Below are 19,020 nucleotides of genomic sequence, written 5' to 3'. Positions count from 1 at the left end.
TTCTGCGGTATGCCGTGAGGTCGGGTCGGGCGGCATACTCGACCGCATGACCACAGCCCCCGGGACACCTCGTCCAGGCGGCGGGCGCGGGAGCTCGCGCCTCGTGGCCGGCACCCGTCGCGCCTTCCGACCGAGCGGCCCGCCCACCGACGAGTTGCCCGTCTTCGCCGCTCCGGACTCCACCGACGACGCCACTGCGCGTGCCGTCATCGATCTCGCGCTGCGCGCCGGCATTGCGCTGCTGTCGACGGGCGCCCCAGCGGCGGACGTGGTCGCGACCGTGCTCACGCTCACCCGCGCCTACGGTCTGTCCTCGGTGCACGTCGACATCACCTTCACCTCGATCGCGGTCAGTTACCAGCGCGGCCCCCACGCAGACCCGATGACGGTGATGAAGGTGGTCCGACAGCGCAGTCAGGACTTCACTCGACTCGAACGCCTGCGCGAACTCGTCACGGACCTCTCTGCGCACGCCATCCCCATCGACGAGGCCAAGGTTCGCTTCGACGCCGTCGTGCGGGCTCCGCATCCCTACCGGCGGTGGGTGGTCACGGGTGCCAGCGCGGTGCTGGCCGCCGCTGTCGCCCTGCTCATCGGCGCCGGGCCGCTCATCATCGCGCTGACGTTCGCCTCAGCCGTCGCCATCGACCGATTGAAGTTCGCCCTGGGCCGTATGGGTGTGGCGGCCTTCTTCGCCCAGTGCGTGGCCGCCGCGATTCCCACGGCGGTCGCCACTGCGGTCGTCGTCGCCGCACGCGAAGGTGTCCCGATCGCGACGGCGGCCTCGCCCTCGCTCATCGTCGCGGCAGGGATCGTGCTGCTCCTGTCCGGCCTGTCCGTCGTCGGCGCCGCGGAGGACGCCCTACAGGGCTACTACGTGACGGCGGGTGCACGCGCCTTCGAGGTCGTCGTCCTCACCTTCGGCATCGTCATCGGTGTGACGACGGTGCTCTCGATCGGCAACCGCATCGGTCTGCCGATCGCGGTGTCCTCCAAGACCTACCTTGACCAGCGCCTGGTCACCCAGGTGACCTGTGCGGCCCTCATCGCGGCGGCCTTCGCCATCAGTGCCTATGCCCGGGGCAGGGCTGTCGCCATGAGCGCCGTGCTCGGAGTGCTCGGCTGGGTGGTCGCCACCACCTTGGAGACCAACTTCGGTTTCGGGACGGCCGTTTCGGCCACCCTCGCGGCCGGAGTCGTGGGCTTCCTGGCTCGCGCGGGGAGTCGGCGGTTGGGGGCCAGCGCCCTGGCCGTGACGACCTCGGCCATCGTCCCCCTGCTGCCGGGACGCGCTGTCTACCAGGGCATCTCCGAGATGATCGGCGCAGGCACGGAAGGTCCGCTCCTCGGGCTGACGACCCTGGCCGGGGCGGGCATCACCGGCCTCGGGCTCGCCGCAGGCGTCTCCCTCGGCACGTATGCCGCGGGCGTCGTCAGCGCCTGGCGCCACGGTCGAGGGCTGCTGGCCGCGACCGCCGCTGTTGCTCCGAGTCCGGCCACCGGCGATGGGAAGACGAAGGACTGAGCCGGCCCGACGGCATACCGAAGAGGTTGTGAGGCAACGCACGCGTCTCGGCGGTTGGGTGGCCGCACCCGGCACGGGAGGATGGCGGCCATGACGAGCAAGACGTACGCCGGCAACTATTTCGAGGACTTCACCGTCGGTCAGGAGTTGGTTCACACCAGCCCACGCACCGTGACGGTCGGTGATGCCGCGCTCTACACGGCGCTCTACGGAGCACGTTTTGCGTTGACCTCAGGGGAGACCTTCGCGGCCTCGATGGGGATGGAGCGCATGCCCTTGGATCCCCTGCTCGTCTTCCACACGGTGTTCGGGAAGACCGTCCCCGAGGTCTCGCTCAACGCTGTCGCCAACCTCGGGTATGCCGCGTGCCGTTTCACCGCACCGGTCTTCCCCGGTGACACCCTCGCCGCGCGGTCGGAGATCGTCGGCATCAAGGCGAACCGCGACGGGAAGACCGGTGTGGTGTACGTCCATTCGACCGGCACCAATCAACATGGTGACGTCGTGCTCGACTATGTGCGCTGGGTGATGGTGCGCAAGCGTGACGAGTCGAGCCCGGCACCCGAGACCCTCATCCCACAGTTGCCGACGGTCGTGGCGGCCGCTGACCTCGTCGTGCCCCCCGGGCTGACCGGCGCGGACTATGACATCGCGCTGGCGGGCAGCCCGTTCCTCTGGGACGACTACGAGGTGGGGGAGCGGATCGACCACGTCGACGGCATGACGATCGAGGAGGCCGAGCACATGACGGCCACCCGCCTGTGGCACAACACCGCGAAAGTGCACTTCAACCAGTTCGTCGAGAGGGACGGTCGTTTCGGTCGTCGCATCGTCTATGGCGGCCACCTCATCTCCATTGCGCGCGCGTTGTCGCACAACGGTTTGGCCAACGCTCAGACGATCCTCGCGATCAATGCCGGCACCCACTGCAATCCCACCTTCGCCGGGGACACCGTTCACGCCTGGTCCGAGGTGCTGGAGCGCTTCGATCTGCCGGGACGCACCGACGTGGGCGCCCTGCGGACGCGCCTGGTCGCGACCAAGGATCTTCCGTGCACCAACTTCCCGCTGCGCGACGAGAGCGGCACGTACCTCCCCAACGTCGTGCTCGACCTCGATCTGACGCTGCTGGTGCCCCGGCGCTGACCTCGGCCGGTCCTAGGGTGGCCTCATGCGGATCGACCTGCACACCCACTCGACGGAGAGTGACGGGACCCAGGCACCGGCCGACGTCGTGGCCAGTGCCCGCGAGGCCGGTCTGGATGTGCTCGCACTGACCGACCACGACACGACGCGCGGGTGGACGGCCGCGAGAGGAGCCGCGCAGGCGGCCGGGCTCGGCTTCGTCCCGGGCATCGAGATCTCCTGCCAACGTGGTGGGCGCAGCATCCACCTCCTGGGCTATCTGGTCGACCCCGGCAACCAGGCCTTGGTCACCGAACTCGAGCAGGCGCGCAGGTCACGCCTGACCCGGATGGACCGAATGGTCGAGCGGATGGCTGCGGACGGCATCCCGATCTCGATCGAGGAGGTGCGAGCGCAATTGGCGCCCGGTGCGACGTTGGGGCGGCCCCATCTGGCGGACGCGCTCGTCGCGGCGGGTGTCGTTCCCGATCGGGCCGCCGCCTTCCGGGACTGGCTCCACAACGACAGCCGCTACTACGTCAGCCACTACGCCGTCGACCCGGTCCGCGCGATCGCGCTCGTGGCCGCCGCCGGCGGTGTATCGGTCATTGCACACCCGTTCACGGGCTCGCGCGGCCGAGTGCTCGACCCCGCGGTGGTGCTCGAGATGGTCGATGCCGGGCTCGACGGCCTCGAGGTCGACCACCGCGATCACGACGACGCAGCGCGTGACCTTGCCTGCTCGATCGTGCGAGAGCATGACCTCATCGCGACCGGGAGCAGCGACTACCACGGTGCGGGGAAACTCAATCGACTCGGGGAGAACGCCACGTCGCCCGAGCAGTTCGAGCGGATCCTCGCAGCGTCGACGGCCGGGGGTTACCTACCGCCGGGCTGAGTCCACCTCAATGCCGCCGCCCATCGGACCGTCCCCCGCCGGCATGGCACCAAGGTAGCGAGTGGGGGCCGGCGTGCGAGACTGGGGCCCGCGGCATACCAGAGGGTGGGCTGCCGTCCCCGCAGGAGTCCGAAGGAGTTCACCGTGCCCCCGAAGGCAAGGGCCAAGGCGCACAAGCCGGCCGTCATCGCCGTCGCCAACCAGAAGGGCGGGGTCGCCAAGACGACCTCGGTGGCTTCCCTTGGCGCGGCCTTCGCCGAGCTCGGCAAACGCGTGCTGCTCGTCGATCTGGACGCCCAGGCCTGCCTGACCTTCTCCTTGGGCGTGGACCCCGACGCGGTCGAGGACTCGATCCACGACGTCCTGCTGGGGCAGGCCGAGCTTGCCGACGTCATCGTCGAGTGCGAGGACGGTGTCGATCTCGTCCCGAGTTCCATTGACCTGGCCGGCACCGAGGCCGCCCTCCTGGGACGCCCGGCCCGCGAGTACGTCCTGCAGCAGGTCCTCGAGGGCGTGTCCACCGACTACGACGTCGTGCTCCTCGACTGCTCCCCGAGCCTGGGTGTCCTGACCCTCAACGCCCTGACCGCGGCAAGCGGCCTCATCATTCCGATGCCGGCCGAGATGCTGGGGCACCGCGGGGTCGGGCAACTGCTCGACACGGTCAAGGACGTCAAGAAGTTCCTCAACAAGAGGCTCACCGTCCTCGGGGTCCTGCCGACTCTCTACGACGGACGCTCGAACCATGCCCGCGAGGTCCTCGCCGACGTGGGGGAGCGCTACGGCCTGACCGTCCTCGAGCCGCCGATCCCGAAGACGGTGCGCTTTGCCGAGGCCCCCGCCGTCGGCCGCTCGATCCTTGCCACGGCGAGGAGCTCCAAGGGCGCCGCCGCCTATCGCGACATCGCGAAGGGTTTGTTGCCGCACCTGTGACCACGGTCGTACCGGTCGTAGGGTGGGCGGTATGCCGCACACCACCGAAGCCCTCGTTGTCCCCTCTGCCGGTGCGCCGTTTCGCGCCGAGCAGATCGAGCGTCGCGATCTGCGCGACGACGACGTGCTCATCGACATCGCCTTCGCGGGCATCTGCCACAGCGACATCCACACCGTGCGTGACGAGTGGGGTGCCGCGCACTACCCGATCGTGACCGGACACGAGATCGCCGGAACTGTTGCGGCGGTGGGGGATTCGGTGACCAGGTATGCCGTGGGCGATCGCGTCGGGGTCGGGTGTCTCGTCGACTCCTGCACCGAGTGCGAGCAGTGCAAGAACGGTTTCGAGCAGTTCTGTGAGAAGGGTGCAGTGGGCACCTACAACTCACGGAACTATGACGGCGAATGGGCGGCCGGCGGCTACAGCCGGCAGATCGTGGTGACCGAGCGGATGGTCGTCCGGATCCCGGAGGGCATCGACCTCGACGAGGCGGCGCCCTTGATGTGCGCGGGCATCACGACGTACAGCCCGCTCAAGCGCTGGGGTGCAGGTCCGGGCCGCAAGGTCGCCGTCGTCGGCGTCGGCGGCCTGGGTCACATGGCCGTCAAGCTCGCCCACGCGATGGGGGCCGAGGTCACCACCTTGTCACGCTCCATGGACAAGGCCGATGACGCCAGGGCGCTGGGGGCATCCGAGCACCTCGCCACCGGTGACGCCGAGGCCATGAAGGCAGCGCGTGGGCGATTCGACCTCATCATCAACACGGTGAGCGCCAACCTCGACATGGAGGCCTACCTGCGTCTGCTGTCACCCTTTGGTGCACTCGTCAACGTCGGACTCCCCGATGAGCCCTACTCGGTCCGACCCTTCGCCGTCATCGGGGGGAACAAGGTGCTGACCGGTTCCCAGATCGGGGGCATCGCCGAGACGCAGGAGATGCTCGACTTCTGTGCCGAGCACGGCATCGGCGCAACGGTCGAGACCCTCGACGCGAGCGACACGACCACCATCGACACGGCATACGACACCGTGGTGGCCGGTGGCGTGCGCTATCGCTACGTCATCGACACGAGCACGATCCGGCCCGACTGAACGCCAGGTCCGAACCCGCACCTCCCGCCTCAGGCGTTCTCGGGACTGCCCTGGCCGCCACGGGTGCGTCGACGGCTGCGGTTGCGCCGCGGCCGGCTCGGGCCCTCGTCGGTCGTGCGGTCAGTGCCTCGTGCCGACCGCTCGCCGCGACCACTCTGCCCGCCTCGGCCTCCGTTGTCTCGGCCACCGCTGTCACGGCCACGGCCGTGCGACTGACCGCGGCCCGCGGACTTGCCTGTCTCACCGAGGTCCTCCAGGGTCTCGGCGGCCAGCCCGGCGCGGGTCTGCTGCGCCTTGGGCAGCCGACCCTTGGCCTCCCGGGGGATGTCCAACTCCTCGTAGAGGTGCTCCGAGGACGAGTAGGTCTCCTCGGGCTCGGGGATGCCGAGGTCGAGGGCTTTGTTGATCAGGGTCCACCGGTGCAGGTCGTCCCAGTCCACGAAGGTGACGGCCACGCCGGTGTTGCCGGCGCGACCGGTGCGACCGATCCGGTGCACGTAGGTCTTCTCGTCCTCCGGGCACTGGTAGTTGATGACGTGGGTGACGTTCTCGACATCGATGCCTCGGGCCGCGACATCGGTGGCGACCAGGACGTCGACCTTGCCGGACCGGAAGGCGCGCAGTGCCTGCTCGCGGGCGCCCTGTCCGAGGTCGCCGTGCAAGGGGGCGGCGGCGAAACCGCGCTCGGTGAGGTCATCGGCCACCTTGGCGGCGGTGCGCTTGGTGCGGCTGAAGATGATCGTCAGGCCGCGTCCGCGGGCCTGGAGGATGCGCGCGAGCATCTCGGTCTTGTCCATCGCGTGTGCGCGATAGACGAACTGGCTGATCGCCTTGACCGTCTGGCTGGTGTCGCCCTCGGACTCCGACATGGCGCGGATGTGGGTCGGCTGGGTCATGTACCGGCGGGCCAGCGCCACGACGGCTCCGGGCATGGTCGCCGAGAAGAGCATCGTGTGACGGTTCGGCGGGGTCATCGCCAGGATCTTCTCGACATCGGGAAGGAAGCCCAGGTCCAGCATCTCGTCGGCCTCGTCGAGGACGACGGTGCGGGCACGGGAGAGGTCCAGGTGGCCCTGCTTGGCCAGGTCGATGAGGCGTCCGGGTGTGCCGACGACCACCTCGACGCCGCGCTGCAGGGCGTCGATCTGCGGCTCGAAGGCGCGCCCGCCGTAGATGGTGAGCACGCGGATGCCGCGGCGTTTGCCGGCCCGCTCGAGGTCGGCGGCCACCTGCACGGCGAGCTCACGGGTGGGGGCGACGGCCAGCGCCTGCGGCTTGCCCGCGTGCGTGAAGTCAGCCCACTCGGGATCACGGGGGGACACGACGCCCTGCAGGAGCGGGATGCCGAAGCCGAGCGTCTTGCCGGTGCCGGTCTTGGCCTGGCCGATGATGTCGTGGCGGCCCAGGGCCACAGGCAACGTCATCGCTTGGATTGGGAACGGGTGGGTGATCCCGTGATCGGCCAGGGCGGCGACGATGTCGGGGTGGATCGGGAAATCGCCGAAGGACTGCTCTGCGGTGTCGGTCAAGGGAACTCCGTTGATCGGGCATGCGGCGGCGCGCGGCGTCGCCTGCGAAAATGTGGGCCGATCGGAGGTCTGCTCGGGCGGCTGGCTCCATCGTGATCCGGGGAGCGTGCCGCCGCTGTGGGAAGTCGTCATCGTGCCGACCGGGCACCGTGGACGACAGAAGTCTACCCGCCGTTAGGCTCCAGCCATGACCGACGTGCCCCCGGCGACGACCCGCCCGGCCGACGACGCGGCATACCGAGGGGCGTTGACCGACGTCCTGGGCGTGCTCGCCCACGGATCGCTCATGGCCTCCCTGCGGATGGCGGCCGATGCGGACCTGGCTCCCACACTCGGTCTCAAGACCGCGATGGCCCAGCTGGCGTTCGCCGAGTTCAAGGCCTTCAGCGACCTGACGAACCACATGCGCGGCGAAGGAATCGACCCGCAGCAGGCCATGGCGCCCTTCGTCGTGCCCTTCGCCGCCTTCCACGAGCGCACCCGCCCGAGCGACTGGCTGGAGGCCCTGGTCAAGGCTTACGTGGGCGAGGGCGTCGCCAAGGACTTCTACCGCGAGCTCGCCGGCTTCGTCGACGAGCGGACCATGGTCGCGATGACGGCAGCCCTGGACGAGTCCGACGAGGCGGAGTTCATCGTTCCGGTGGTGCGTGCGGCCCTGGTCACCGATCCACGCACGGTTGGTCGTCTCTCGCTCTGGGGACGCAGGCTGATGGGTGAGGCGCTCTCCCAGGCCCAGGCGGTGGCAGTCGAGCGGGACGCCCTGGCCAACCTGCTCGTCGGCGGTGAGGCCGATCTGACCCAGGTCGGCGACATGTTCGCCCGGCTGCGGGAACGCCACCAAGAGCGGATGAATCGCCTGGGCCTGAGTTCCTGACCCACCACCGGTGACCAAGGCGCCGGAGCCACCACTCCAGACAACCGAAAGGGCCCCCACCTGCCGGCGGGGGCCCTTTCGGTTGTCTGATCGGTCAGACCTGCTTGCGTCCCACGGCCAGGCCGTAGATGACGACGAGCACAGCGGCCGCGATGATGCTGATGATCCAGCGGATCACGTCGATCCCCGAGGTGTCACCCTTGCCCATCACCGAGCCCCAGACCCAGTAGCCGATGAGGGCTCCCAGGATGCCGAGGATCACGGTGACCACCGCGCTGATGGACTGGCGGCCCGGCAGCACGGCCCGAGCGAGAATGCCGATGACGGCACCGAAGATGATCGTGCCGATGATGGCGCCGATGGTCATGCTGAACTCCTTCCGGGCCCATGGGACCCACGCGGTGGACATGGACGACTCGTCCAAGTCCGGCCAAGGCAGCAACCTCGGTCCGCTTCAAATCTAGTCGCGCCCACCCCGGAATTCGGGATCTGGGACCCGCCGAGTCGTCGCGACCTTCCGGCGAGCCGTTTCAGACGTGCTGGCTCACTCGCGGCCGAAGCCGACCTTGCCGCGCTCGCTCTCGCCGATCAGCACCCACCCCAAGGCATGTCCCGGGACGAAGACCTTGCGGCCCTTGCTGTCGGTGAGTTCGAGAACACCACCCTCGCTGATGGCTGCCTGCACGGCCTTGTGGACATCCGCCGCGCTGGCGTCGGTTTCGATCGAGATCTCGCGGGCGACGTTCTGGACTCCGATGGTGACCTCCACGGCCGATCCACCTTTCTGTTGGCTTGGGTTCCTTGTCCCAACCCTACGAGGCGTCGGATCCTTCCCCGGCGACCATGGGAATCGACCCCAGACCGCGCCAGGCCAGCGCCCCGATGAGCGTGGCGGCGTCGTTGCGGCTGAGGGTGCCGTTCTGGCCGAGCCAGTGCCGTGCAGTGATCTGGGCCATCCCGGCCAACGCGGTGCCGAGCAGCATGGCGCGCTCGTCGTCGATTCCGGTGTCCGCGGAGATCACGTCGGCGATCATCTCGGCGCACGCCAACTCGACATTGTCGAGACGGGTCCGCACCTGCGGGACGCCGGTCAGGTCGGATTCGAAAACCATCCGGAAGGCCGCGCCCTCACGGGAGACGAACTCGTAGTAGGCCGCAATTGTCGCCATCACCCGATCGTGGTTGTCGGCGGCGGGCTTGGCCAAGGCCTCGCGGACCAGGCGCTCGAGGGTGTCGCAGTGCTGGTCCAGGAGCGCGAGGTAGAGCTCCAGCTTGCCCGGGAAGTGTTGGTAGAGAACCGGCTTGGACACCCCGGCGCGATCAGCGATCTCGTCCATCGCTGCCGCGTGGTAGCCCCTGGCCACGAAGACCGATTGTGCAGCGTCGAGGAGTTGCGCTCGGCGCTCGGTGCGTGGCATCCGCTGGCCGCGGGTGGGCAAACTGGTCATGGTGTCCTTCGGGCGACGGTGCTCGGCTGGCCGTCATCCTACGGCCGTAGGGTGGGGAGTATGCCGCGATCCGCACTCGTTGCCCCCGGCCCGGCGCTGTCGGCCGCTGAGCGCACGCGGCACGCGCGGCACCTGCTCCTCCCCGGTGTCGGTGAGGAGGGCCAGCGTCGCTTGGCGAACGCGCGTGTGCTCCTCGTCGGAGCCGGTGGGCTCGGCTCGCCGGCGGCCCTCTACCTCGCCGCTGCCGGGGTGGGCACCTTGACCATCGTCGACGACGACCTGGTCGACCTCACCAACCTCCAGCGGCAGATCCTTCACGGTGAGCGAGATGTGGGTCGCCGCAAGGTGGATTCGGCCAGGGACGCCGTGTCCCGGATCGCCGGCGCGACCACCGTGCACACCGTCGACCGGCGCCTGGACGAGTCGAGCGTCCTGCCCTTGGTGGCCGACCACGACCTGGTCATCGACGGGGCCGACAACTTCCCCACTCGTGCCCTGGTCTCCAGGGCCTGCGCCCTGCTGGCCGTTCCGCATGTGTGGGCCTCCGTGCACCGGTTCGACGCCCAGGCGAGCGTGTGGTGGGCCGGAGAGGGGCCGTGCTACCACTGTGTGTTCCCGCAGCAGCCATCGCCCGATCAGGTCCCGTCGTGTGCCGTGGGCGGGGTTCTCGGCGCCACGGTCGGGGCGATCGGCTCCGTGCTCGCGGTGGAGGCGATCAAGCTCATCGTCGGGCTGGGGGAGCCGCTGATCGGTCGCCTGCTCGTCCACGACGGACTCGCGCAGACCTGGGACACGCTCACGGTCCGCGCCGATCCGGACTGCCGGGTGTGCGGGTCGGAGGCGGACCCGACCGCCCCGCTGTCCGGGGGGACCGCGGAACCGGTCCCGGCGGCATACCGGCCGGGGGAGGGGGTCGCCCCCGAGGACCTCGCCGGACTGCTGGAGGGTGGCGCCACGCTCATCGACGTCCGCGAGCCGGGGGAGCGGGAGATCGTGACGATTCCCGGTGCGATCCCCCTTCCGCTGGCCGCCGTGCTGGCCGGGGCGCCGGTGCCACCTGGTGTCCTGGTCGTTCATTGCAAGAGCGGTGGTCGGTCGGCGCGTGCGGTCGCCACCTTGAGGGCGAGAGGGGTGGATGCGCGCAATCTCGACGGCGGGATCCTCGCCTGGGTCGCCCGCATCCGCCCGGAGGAGTCGACCTACTGACGTCGGCTGTCGGTGCCAGATGGTGGAATCGGACCCGTGGTGACCCTGGTCCGAGCCCCGATGGCCCCTCCGCGGGCGTGGGACACCGACCCCTGCCAGGAGGCCGTCCTCGCCGACCGGTCAGCCGTGCTGCGTGTCCTCGGCGGTCCCGGCACCGGCAAGACCACGCTGGCGGCGCGGATCGTGGCCGAACGCGTCGCGACGGGGGAAATCACCCCCGACACCTGCCTCGTGCTGGCTCCCACGCGCCGGGCCGCCGATCGGGTGCGCGACCTCGTGACGACCCAGGTGTCCGGGACCCACAGCGGCCCCTTGGCCCGCACGCCACACTCCTTCGCCTTCGGCGTGCTGCGACGGCAGGCCGCCCAGCGGGGCGAGCCGCTACCCCGGCTGATCTCAGGCCCTGAGCAGGACGTGATCCTGCGCGAGCTCCTGATGGGGTATGCCGCGGAGCCGGCTCTGTCTCCCACGTGGCCGGAGGCGCTGGGCGAGGCCCTCGCGACCCGCACCTTCCGGGGCGAGTTGCGCGACCTGCTCATGCGAGCAGTGGAGCTCGGTCTGGACGTCGACGGTCTGCAATCGCTGGGCCACCGTCACGGCCGACCGGAATGGGTGGCGGCTGCCCAGGTGCTCGAGGACTACGACCGCGTCACTGCCCTGGGATCACCTGGTGCTCTCGACCCGGCGTGGTTGCTCGGTTCGGTGGCCACCGCGCTGGCGTCCGACGCCGGGCTCGCTCAGTCGGTGCGTGCCGACCTGCGACTCGTGATCGTGGACGACGCGCAGGAGCTCACGCCCGCGGGAGCCGACCTCGTCCGCTCCCTGTGCGTCGAGGGCGTCGACCTCGTTCTGCTGGGGGACCCGGACGTCGCGACCCAGACCTTCCGTGGTGCCGAGCCACACCTGTTGACCTCCGGCTGGCAGGGGGCCACGGAGTTGACCTTGGATCGCGGGCATCGACTGCCGGAGACGGTGCATGAGGCGGCCGCTCGGGTGGTCGGCCACATCGGCACGGGGGCCGGTGTGGCCCAGCGGCATTCGAGTGCTGACGACCGTGGGGGCGACGTTGCGGTGCACGTCTTCCGCACCACCGCCCAGGAGGCCACTTGGGTCGCCGACCACCTGCGCCGCCGGCATCTGGTCGACGGCATCCCCTGGCATCGAATGGCTGTCATCGTCCGCAGTGCGGCAGGCAGCGCGACCATCAGCAGAGTCCTGCGGGGCGCCGGTGTCCCGGTCGACCTCGTGGCCCGCATCCCGGTTCGTGACCATCCGGCCGTCCGGCCCTTCCTCACGGTGGCAGGCGCTCTGCTGCGGGCCGACGGTCCCGACTCTGTGCACGTCGGCGTCGATGAGGCCGTCGACCTCATGGGCTCACCCCTCGGCGGCGCCGACTCGGTGGCCCTGCGCCGGTTGCGGAGGTCACTTCGTCGGCAGGAACTGGCGAGCGGAGGTGGCCGTCCGAGCGGTGAGTTGCTGGCCGCAGCCCTCGTCGACCCGGAGCTGGTGTTGCCCCTGGGTCCGGAGGCCGGCGGTCTGCGACGCGTGCATCGCGTCATCACTGCCGGCCGCCGTTGCCTCTCCGGCGGGTCGACGGACGTCGAGGAGCTGTTGTGGGCACTCTGGCAGGCGTCGGGCCTGGCCGAGCCCTGGCAACGGGCCGCGCTCGCCGGGGATCCGGGCGGCCGACGTGCCGACGACGCCCTCGACGCCATGCTCGCCCTGTTCGATGCCGCCGCCCAGTTCACCGAGCGGCTGCCGGGGGCCGCCCCGCGGGCCTTCTTCGACCACCTCCTGGCTCAGGACCTCGCGGCCGACACCCTCGCGGCACGCGCGGTGGCCGGCGATGCGGTGGCCCTGCTCACGTCGGCCGAGGCGTCCGGGCAGGAGTGGGATGTCGTCTGTGTCGTCGGTGTCCAGGAGGGCGTCTGGCCCGACCCACGCCTGCGTGGCGCGTTGCTCGGGGCGGCTGACCTGGTGGATGCCGCGCGGGGGCGTCCCGTCGATCGCGTCACCGCCCGCGCCGGCGTCATCCATGACGAGACGCGGTTGTTCCACGTCGCGCTCACGCGCGCTCGGCACGAGGTGGCGGTCACCGCGGTCCGCAGTGAGGACCTGCAGCCATCGCCCTATCTCGATGTCGTCGCTCCGCGTTCCCAGCCGAGTGAGCCACGCATCCCGACAGAGGGTGGACGCACCCTCAGTTTGGCTGGCCTCGTGGGGGAACTGCGTCAGGCCCTGGTGAGCGCCGACCCCGCCGAACGCGCCGGGGCCGCCAACTCCCTCGCCACTCTCGTGCGGGCTGGCGTTCCCGGTGCCGACCCGGCGAACTGGTGGCCGCTGGTCGAGGTCAGCGACACCAGGGCACGACGCGCACCCGGGCAGGAGGTGCGCATCTCGCCGTCCCGTCTCGACCGATTCGCCAAGTGTCAACTCCAGTGGTTCCTCGCCGGCTCAGGGGGCCAGGGCCCGTCGATGGGCGCCAGCCAGGTCGGTTCGCTCGTCCACGAGATAGCCCATGACCTCGAAGATACGACGGCCCCTGCGTATGCCGCGGAGGTCCGGGCCCGTTGGGGTCGCCTCGGCCTTCCGGACAACTGGCTCAGCCGCAAGTCCCTCGCCGAGGCGGTGGCGATGACCGGGGCACTGGCCGGGCACATCGCGCAATCACGTGCACAGGGATGGGAGCGTGTGGGCACCGAGGTCGACGTCGACGTGAAAGTCGGCACGGCCCGGATCATCGGGAGGGTGGACAGGGTCGAGCGCGACGCGTTGGGGCGGGTCCGGATCGTGGATCTCAAGACGGGCTCGTCGAAGCCCAGCGTTGCCGAGGTGGAGCGTCATCCCCAGCTCGGGGCCTATCAAGTGGCGGTGGACGCCGGTGGTTTCGGGCCCGGTGTCGCGAGCGCCGGTGCCGCGCTCCTGCAACTGGGCAAGGCTGCCAAGTCCACGACCGACCTGCAGGTGCAGAGGGCACTGCGCGATGATCCTGACCCCCGATGGGCGACCGACCTGATCGCCCGGGACGCCGAGGCGATGGCCGGGGCGTCCTTCCTCGCGACGCCCTCCCGATCGATGTGTGGAACCTGCCAGGTGCGCTCGAGTTGTCCCGCCCAAGCGGAAGGTCGGTCACTGTCATGACGCTTCTCTCGCCGACGCTGAGCGCTGTGGACTGCGCCCGAGTCCTGGGGCAACAGCATGTGCCGACGGCCGAGCAGGTCGCCGTCATCGAGGCACCGCTGGAGCCTCTCCTCGTGGTGGCCGGCGCGGGCTCCGGCAAGACGGAGACGATGGCGGCCCGTGTCGTCTGGTTGGTCGCCAACGGGTTCGTCCAGCCCGAGGAGGTTCTCGGACTGACCTTCACGCGGAAGGCGGCCGGCGAGCTCGGGGAACGGCTGGCGGCCCGCCTCGGACGGTTGAGGGACGTCGGGCTGTGGGTCCCGGCCACAGTCGGCGGGGCCGCCTCGCTGGGCCAACTCCCCGTCGTGAGCACCTATCACTCGTATGCCGGCCGGATCGTCCGCGAACACGGCACCCGCTTGGGGCACGAGGCCGACACGCGACTGCTCACCGAGGCGGCCGCCTGGCAGTTCGCTCACGAGGCCGTGGTCGGTTTCGATGGCGACATCGAGGGCGTCGTCAAGGTGGAGTCCACGGTCACGACTGCGCTTGTCGACCTCGCCGCCGAGTTGGCGGAGCATCTGGTCAGCGTGGACCAACTCGACGAGCACCTGGGCCGAGTCATCTCCGGGCTCGATGGTCTCGTCAAGCCGGAGGGAAGCAAGAGACGTGGGCTTCCCCCTGCCGTCAAGGCAGCCAGAACCCAGCTCGCCGAGCGTCGGTCCATTCTGCCACTGCTGCGTGATTACGCCCGGCTCAAGCTCTCGCGCGACGCGATGGACTTCGCCGACCAAATGGCCGTGGCCGCTGCCCTCGCCGCTCGATTCCCCCAGGTGGGTGCCGAGGAGCGCAGCCGCTTTCGCGTCGTGCTCCTCGATGAGTTCCAGGACACCTCCGAAGCTCAGCTGCACCTGCTGCGCTCGATTTTCGCCCCCGCCTCAGGGCCAGTGGCCGTGACGGCCGTCGGCGATCCCCATCAGTCGATCTACGGCTGGCGGGGCGCCAGTTCCACCACACTGCGCCAGTTTCGCGACGACTTCGGTGCAGGTGCGCGCACGCCGGTGCTGCCCTTGTCCACGAGTTGGCGCAACGACCGACACATCCTCGAGGTGGCCAATCAGGTGGCTGCTCCGCTGCGCGCGCAGGCGCGCGTCCCGGTCGAGCCCTTGGCGGCTCGTGGCGACGCTGGGAGAGGCCACGTCGCGATCGGCTGCTTCTCCACCATCGAGGCGGAGGCGGACGCGGTCGTCGAGTGGGTCGTTGCACGCCGTTCGCGCCGCCCGGGAGGGACCGCAGCGATCCTGTGCCGCAAGCGATCCCAGTTCGACCCGGTCATCGCGGCGCTCGAGGCACAGGGTGTCGCCCACGAGGTCGTCGGTCTCGGGGGACTGCTGCACACCCCGGAGGTCGCGGATCTCGTGGCCCTTCTCTGGGTGGTTCAGGACCCGACGCGCGGTGACCACCTCATGCGACTGCTCACGGGCGCGCGGTGCCGCCTCGGTGTCTCCGACCTCGATGGTCTGGCCGCGTGGACGCGGGTCCTCGGGCGGCGACTGGCTCAGGTGGAGGTCCGGAGGTCCGGGGATGAGGAACGCCCGGACCGACCGAGTGTGCCCCGCGATATCGAGGAGGGCCTCTCCTTGGGGGTGGGACTGGTGGAGGCGCTCGACGACCTCCCCGATCCCCAATGGCGTGGCCCGGACGGTGAGCATCTGTCCGCACCAGCGCTCAGCCGATTGGACGCGTTGGGGCGGCTGATCTCCCAGCTTCGGACACGCACCGGAAGTGCCCTCGCCGACCTGCTGGCCGAAGCCGAGGTCGCGTTGGGCCTCGATGTCGAGGTGCTCTCGCGCCCCGGCTGGCACCCGGGCGCGGCAAGGGCCCACCTCGATGCCTTCCAGGAGGTGGCGTCCACCTTCGATGCCACCTCGGATCGCCCATCCCTCGGGGGCTTCCTGGCCTGGCTCGACGCCGCAGTCGATGAAGAGCGGGGACTGGATCTGGGGTGGATCGAAACCAGTCCCGATGCGGTCCAGGTCATGACGGTCCACGCGGCCAAGGGGCTGGAGTGGGATGTCGTTGCTGTCCCCGGAATGGTCGAGTCGTCCTTCCCGGCGCACTCGGGCACCACCACCAAGGTGGTGCCCGGCGCTGACGGCGAACCCAGGTGGGGCCATGCGGATCCGACCGACAAGGCCTGGCTCGGCGGCTTGGCCGGTGTGCCGCACGACCTGCGAGGAGATCGGGAAGGCTTGCCACGCTTCCCGTGGGACCGCGTCACGGATTGGGACGAGGTCGATCAGGCCTTCACCGATTACGTCGCCGCCTCCGCCGCCCGCGGGATCGAGGAGGAGCGCCGCCTCGCCTACGTCGCCCTGACACGGGCGCGCACCGACCTGTTGCTCACCTCACATGTCTGGGGATCGGCCTCCACGCCCCGATTGCCCTCACGCTTCCTGACCGAATTGCGTGCCGCGGGGATGGCGGACCGAGAGATCTCGTGGGCCGACCTGCCCTCGGCCTCGTCCAACCCGCCAACCCCGAATCCACGACTGGCCCACGACGTGGCGGTGGTCTGGCCTCCGGAGCCGATCGCAGGTCGCGCGCGAGTGGTGGAGGCCGCCGCGCAGGTGCGCGCACGCCTCGACGGCTCTCCGAACGACCTGGCCAGCGGGCCGGACCCCAGCGTTGCGTCGACTGCGGTGTCCGCGGTCGTCCAGCGCTGGGACCGCGACGTCCAATTGCTGCTCGCCGAGCGTGATCGACGTTCCCGGCGAACTGAGCCGATCGTGCTGCCCCAGCACTTGTCGACCACGGACCTGGTGGCCCTCGCGACCGACCCCGCGGCATACGCCATGGCTCTGCGGCGCCCCATGCCCAGCCCGGCCGCCACCGCGGCCCGGGTGGGGACCACGTTCCACGCCTGGGTGGAGGCGCACTACTCGCGCGCGGCCATCCTTGACGTGGCCAGCCTGCCCGGTGCTGGCGACGAGGGCCTGGAGGGGCCCGCCCTCGAGACCCTGCAGGCGAACTTCTTGGCCAGCCGCTGGGCCGAGCTCGACCCCCTCGAGCTGGAGGTGCCGGTCGAGACCACGGTGGCGGGGACCACCATCCGCGGACGCATCGACGCCGTCTTTGCCGACCCGGACCACCCCGGCGGCCATCTCATCGTCGACTGGAAGACCGGCAGCCCTAGTTCGGGAGCCGCCGGACGGCACCGCGCTGTCCAACTGGCCAGTTATGTGCTGGCGTGGTGTCGACTGCGCGCCGTGGCGCGCCAGGACGTGCGGGCCGCCTTCTTCCATGCGGCGACCGGCGAGACGGTCTGGCCCGAGTTGATCGACGAGGACGGGCTCGCCGCGATCCTCAGTGCTGTGGATCCAGCCTGATCTCGACGGTCTCCGCCCGCGCCCCGACCCGGTGTGCGGGGGTTGCGTCGTCGGTCGCCTCGCTGCGGGGATCCCCGCCGACGTCGTCAACCTCGTCCTCGCGGTTGGCGTCGCCGTCGTCCGCCACCTCGTCCAAGGCCACGGTCTCCCCGTCGGAGCCCGCGGCCATGGGACCGTCGGCTTCGACGCCCAGATGGCCCGGGGCCGTGATCCCCGGAAGCTCGTCGTCGTCCTCGTCCTCGTCGACCGCCGGAGGGGGCGCCGGCCGCGATCGCACGGACACCGGGGTGAGCGATAGTCGCTGGTAGTCGTCGCTGCTCTCCTCGAGCGCATGGACGACCTCGTCGAGCCGGCGGAGGCGCGAGGACAGCCCCTCGACGGCCGCGTCGTCACCACGCGCCAGGGCCTCCATCAACTGATGGAGCAGGTCGAGTTCGCTGAGCAACCGCGCACGCACGAGCAGATGAGGATCGGGTCGCTCGAGTCGGGCATGCGCGTAGGCCTCCATGATCCGGTCGACGACCCCTGGCGAGGCCTGGTCGACGACGGCCGCAAAGTCCTCGGCCGGATCCGAGACCTGGGCATGCTCCCAACCGACGACGCCGCGCACCCGGCCGCTGGCGGCATCGTCATCGTCGAAGGTGACCAAGAGCGCATCGCCGCTCAGCGCTCCGTGGACGAGCGCGGGCGCGAAACGCCACAGCGTCACGTCCTCCAGGGCCTGCTCCCAGCGGGTGAGCAAGGAGGTCGGAACGCGGCCCGTCGTCGCCGCCCGGTCCAAATCGGCCAGCCGGCGCGTCCGGCAGGCATCGGCGTCGTAACTGGGCAGACCGGCCTCGTCGGCGAGTGCGACATCGAGGTTGTGGACAGTGGCCATGACCCGCCCGATGTCACCCGCCAGACCGCGCCGATCCGGCACCTCACCCAGATCGATCGGGTCGCCGGGGAGGAACGGATAGACCGATGCTCGGCCGGAGTCACCGAGATCGAAGAAGCCCTTCGGGCCGGGGACCGAGAAGCCCACGCGCCGCGCCAGGAGGGCCGTGATGGCGATCGCCGACTCCAGTTCGGCACCGGCGGTTGCGGTGCGCGGTGCCCGGACCACCCACCGTCGGTGTTCGGTGTCCCGGACGAAGGCGACGTCGAACCGGTCGTAGGGCAGGCTGGGCAGGGCCTCGACGGTCACCGGGTCCAGGCCCGGCACGGCCGAGCTGGCCACGGCGGCGAGGTAGAGGGGGCTGCGGTCCACCTGCCCACCGTATGTCGTGGGTGCCACCTAGAGTGGGTGACGTGGCCCGAGGAGACCGAACCGATGAGGATCGGCGCTCTCACCTCCGGCCGTGGGCGGCACTCCCGCTCGCCGGTCCCGGCGTCGACCGGGCGGCGGAGCGACGGTCGGAGGTCGGTCTGCTCGACCGTCTCCTGCAGGACCCTGCGACCCGCGTGCTCGCCGTCCGGGAAGGCCGCTTCCGGGTCAGCGACGAGGGAGCATTGGTCCTGAGGCCACCGGAACCAGACGATGCCACGCGTCTATCGGTCTTCCTCGGTGAGGGCGAGTTCCCGGGAAGCAATGGCAAGGCGGCCTACGTGGGTGTCGTCGATCCCATGGCGCCGGCCGACGACTGGGCGGGGGTCCGGTCGGTCGCCACCACCCTGGCGACCGCCGACGCCTCGCTCGTGGCCACCCTGACGGCCCTGGCCAATTGGCATGCCGCCCATGGTTTCTGCCCGCGCTGCGGTGCCCCCACCGAGCCCGCCCACGCAGGATGGCTGCGCCGTTGCGTGGCCGACGACTCCCCACACTTCCCCCGCACCGATCCGGCAGTGATCATGACCGTCGTCGACGACGACGACCGCCTCCTGCTGGCTCCCCCCCCCCC

At 70.2% G+C, this 19,020-nt stretch carries 15 protein-coding genes; 10 read left to right on the top strand and 5 right to left on the bottom strand.

Annotated features, from left to right (window positions below; genetic code table 11):
• The first annotated feature begins 46 nt into the window (after window positions 1-46).
• From BN10_RS11810 to BN10_RS11790, 5 genes are all read left to right on the top strand, one after another.
• Window positions 47-1,525, top strand: coding sequence for a threonine/serine exporter family protein (locus BN10_RS11810; protein WP_010851479.1), 1,479 nt, complete (start codon window positions 47-49; stop codon window positions 1,523-1,525).
• Between the two features lie 90 nt (window positions 1,526-1,615).
• Window positions 1,616-2,671, top strand: a complete 1,056-nt coding sequence (locus tag BN10_RS11805) for a MaoC family dehydratase (RefSeq protein ID WP_010851478.1) — start codon at window positions 1,616-1,618, stop codon at window positions 2,669-2,671.
• A gap of 25 nt (window positions 2,672-2,696) precedes the next feature.
• Window positions 2,697-3,548 (top strand): PHP domain-containing protein, encoded by an 852-nt coding sequence (locus BN10_RS11800; RefSeq protein WP_010851477.1) that lies wholly within the window; start codon window positions 2,697-2,699, stop codon window positions 3,546-3,548.
• 144 nt (window positions 3,549-3,692) lie between these two features.
• Entirely contained in the window at window positions 3,693-4,481 is a 789-nt protein-coding gene (locus BN10_RS11795; RefSeq protein WP_010851476.1) for a ParA family protein, read from the top strand.
• A 31-nt stretch (window positions 4,482-4,512) separates the two neighbouring features.
• Window positions 4,513-5,574 (top strand): NAD(P)-dependent alcohol dehydrogenase, encoded by a 1,062-nt coding sequence (locus BN10_RS11790; RefSeq protein ID WP_010851475.1) that lies wholly within the window; start codon window positions 4,513-4,515, stop codon window positions 5,572-5,574.
• 29 nt (window positions 5,575-5,603) lie between these two features.
• Here the strand turns inward: BN10_RS11790 and BN10_RS11785 are convergent, their stop codons facing one another.
• Window positions 5,604-7,235: a DEAD/DEAH box helicase gene (locus BN10_RS11785; protein WP_084311057.1), complete on the bottom strand. Its 1,632-nt coding sequence runs from the start codon at window positions 7,233-7,235 to the stop codon at window positions 5,604-5,606.
• Window positions 7,236-7,290: 55 nt separating this feature from the next.
• Here BN10_RS11785 and BN10_RS11780 point away from each other — a divergent pair, with 55 nt between their 5' ends.
• Window positions 7,291-7,977, top strand: coding sequence for a ferritin-like fold-containing protein (locus BN10_RS11780; protein ID WP_010851473.1), 687 nt, complete (start codon window positions 7,291-7,293; stop codon window positions 7,975-7,977).
• A 94-nt stretch (window positions 7,978-8,071) separates the two neighbouring features.
• Here BN10_RS11780 and BN10_RS11775 read toward each other — a convergent pair whose 3' ends face one another.
• The 3 genes from BN10_RS11775 to BN10_RS11765 form a co-directional block, all read right to left on the bottom strand.
• Complete coding sequence (locus tag BN10_RS11775; protein ID WP_010851472.1) at window positions 8,072-8,344, bottom strand: GlsB/YeaQ/YmgE family stress response membrane protein; 273 nt, start codon at window positions 8,342-8,344, stop codon at window positions 8,072-8,074.
• A 177-nt stretch (window positions 8,345-8,521) separates the two neighbouring features.
• Window positions 8,522-8,746 (bottom strand): DUF3107 domain-containing protein, encoded by a 225-nt coding sequence (locus BN10_RS11770; protein ID WP_010851471.1) that lies wholly within the window; start codon window positions 8,744-8,746, stop codon window positions 8,522-8,524.
• Between the two features lie 43 nt (window positions 8,747-8,789).
• Window positions 8,790-9,425 (bottom strand): TetR/AcrR family transcriptional regulator, encoded by a 636-nt coding sequence (locus BN10_RS11765; protein WP_010851470.1) that lies wholly within the window; start codon window positions 9,423-9,425, stop codon window positions 8,790-8,792.
• Window positions 9,426-9,485: 60 nt separating this feature from the next.
• Between BN10_RS11765 and moeB the strand changes: the two genes are divergently transcribed.
• From moeB to BN10_RS11750, 3 genes are read left to right on the top strand one after another with little or no spacing between them, the layout of a single operon-like run.
• On the top strand, window positions 9,486-10,631 hold the full coding sequence (gene moeB, locus BN10_RS11760) for a molybdopterin-synthase adenylyltransferase MoeB (protein WP_010851469.1): 1,146 nt from the start codon (window positions 9,486-9,488) through the stop codon (window positions 10,629-10,631).
• 36 nt (window positions 10,632-10,667) lie between these two features.
• On the top strand, window positions 10,668-13,772 hold the full coding sequence (locus BN10_RS11755) for an ATP-dependent helicase (protein WP_010851468.1): 3,105 nt from the start codon (window positions 10,668-10,670) through the stop codon (window positions 13,770-13,772).
• The gene (locus tag BN10_RS11750; protein WP_010851467.1) at window positions 13,769-17,140 is read left to right on the top strand and encodes an ATP-dependent helicase; all 3,372 of its coding nucleotides are present in this window, start codon (window positions 13,769-13,771) and stop codon (window positions 17,138-17,140) included. Before BN10_RS11755 ends, BN10_RS11750 begins: the two co-directional genes overlap by 4 nt.
• On the opposite strand, the gene BN10_RS11745 is transcribed toward BN10_RS11750, so the two are convergent.
• A complete protein-coding gene (locus BN10_RS11745) occupies window positions 17,118-18,389 on the bottom strand; it encodes a phosphotransferase (protein ID WP_010851466.1) in 1,272 nt (423 codons plus the stop codon). The two genes, BN10_RS11750 and BN10_RS11745, sit on opposite strands and share 23 nt — an antisense overlap.
• A gap of 41 nt (window positions 18,390-18,430) precedes the next feature.
• Between BN10_RS11745 and BN10_RS11740 the strand changes: the two genes are divergently transcribed.
• The coding region (locus BN10_RS11740; protein ID WP_324603528.1) for an NADH pyrophosphatase zinc ribbon domain-containing protein at window positions 18,431-19,020 on the top strand (590 nt) is incomplete at its 3' end.

The sequence above is a fragment of the Phycicoccus elongatus Lp2 genome, from assembly GCF_000367525.1.
Taxonomy (GTDB): domain Bacteria; phylum Actinomycetota; class Actinomycetes; order Actinomycetales; family Dermatophilaceae; genus Phycicoccus_A; species Phycicoccus_A elongatus.
The sequence above is the reverse complement of the archived record's forward strand: the minus strand, read 5'-3'. Positions and strand labels throughout refer to the sequence as shown.

Excerpts from the sequence above, each read along its gene's own strand:
- BN10_RS11800 (WP_010851477.1), top strand. The coding sequence starts at position 2,697 with ATGCGGATCGACCTGCACACCCACTCGACGGAGAGTGACGGGACCCAG.
- moeB (WP_010851469.1), top strand. The coding sequence starts at position 9,486 with ATGCCGCGATCCGCACTCGTTGCCCCCGGCCCGGCGCTGTCGGCCGCT.
- BN10_RS11785 (WP_084311057.1), bottom strand. The coding sequence starts at position 7,235 with ATGACGACTTCCCACAGCGGCGGCACGCTCCCCGGATCACGATGGAGC.
- BN10_RS11750 (WP_010851467.1), top strand. The coding sequence starts at position 13,769 with ATGACGCTTCTCTCGCCGACGCTGAGCGCTGTGGACTGCGCCCGAGTC.
- BN10_RS11775 (WP_010851472.1), bottom strand. The coding sequence starts at position 8,344 with ATGACCATCGGCGCCATCATCGGCACGATCATCTTCGGTGCCGTCATC.
- BN10_RS11810 (WP_010851479.1), top strand. The coding sequence starts at position 47 with ATGACCACAGCCCCCGGGACACCTCGTCCAGGCGGCGGGCGCGGGAGC.
- BN10_RS11790 (WP_010851475.1), top strand. The coding sequence starts at position 4,513 with ATGCCGCACACCACCGAAGCCCTCGTTGTCCCCTCTGCCGGTGCGCCG.
- BN10_RS11765 (WP_010851470.1), bottom strand. The coding sequence starts at position 9,425 with ATGACCAGTTTGCCCACCCGCGGCCAGCGGATGCCACGCACCGAGCGC.
- BN10_RS11805 (WP_010851478.1), top strand. The coding sequence starts at position 1,616 with ATGACGAGCAAGACGTACGCCGGCAACTATTTCGAGGACTTCACCGTC.
- BN10_RS11780 (WP_010851473.1), top strand. The coding sequence starts at position 7,291 with ATGACCGACGTGCCCCCGGCGACGACCCGCCCGGCCGACGACGCGGCA.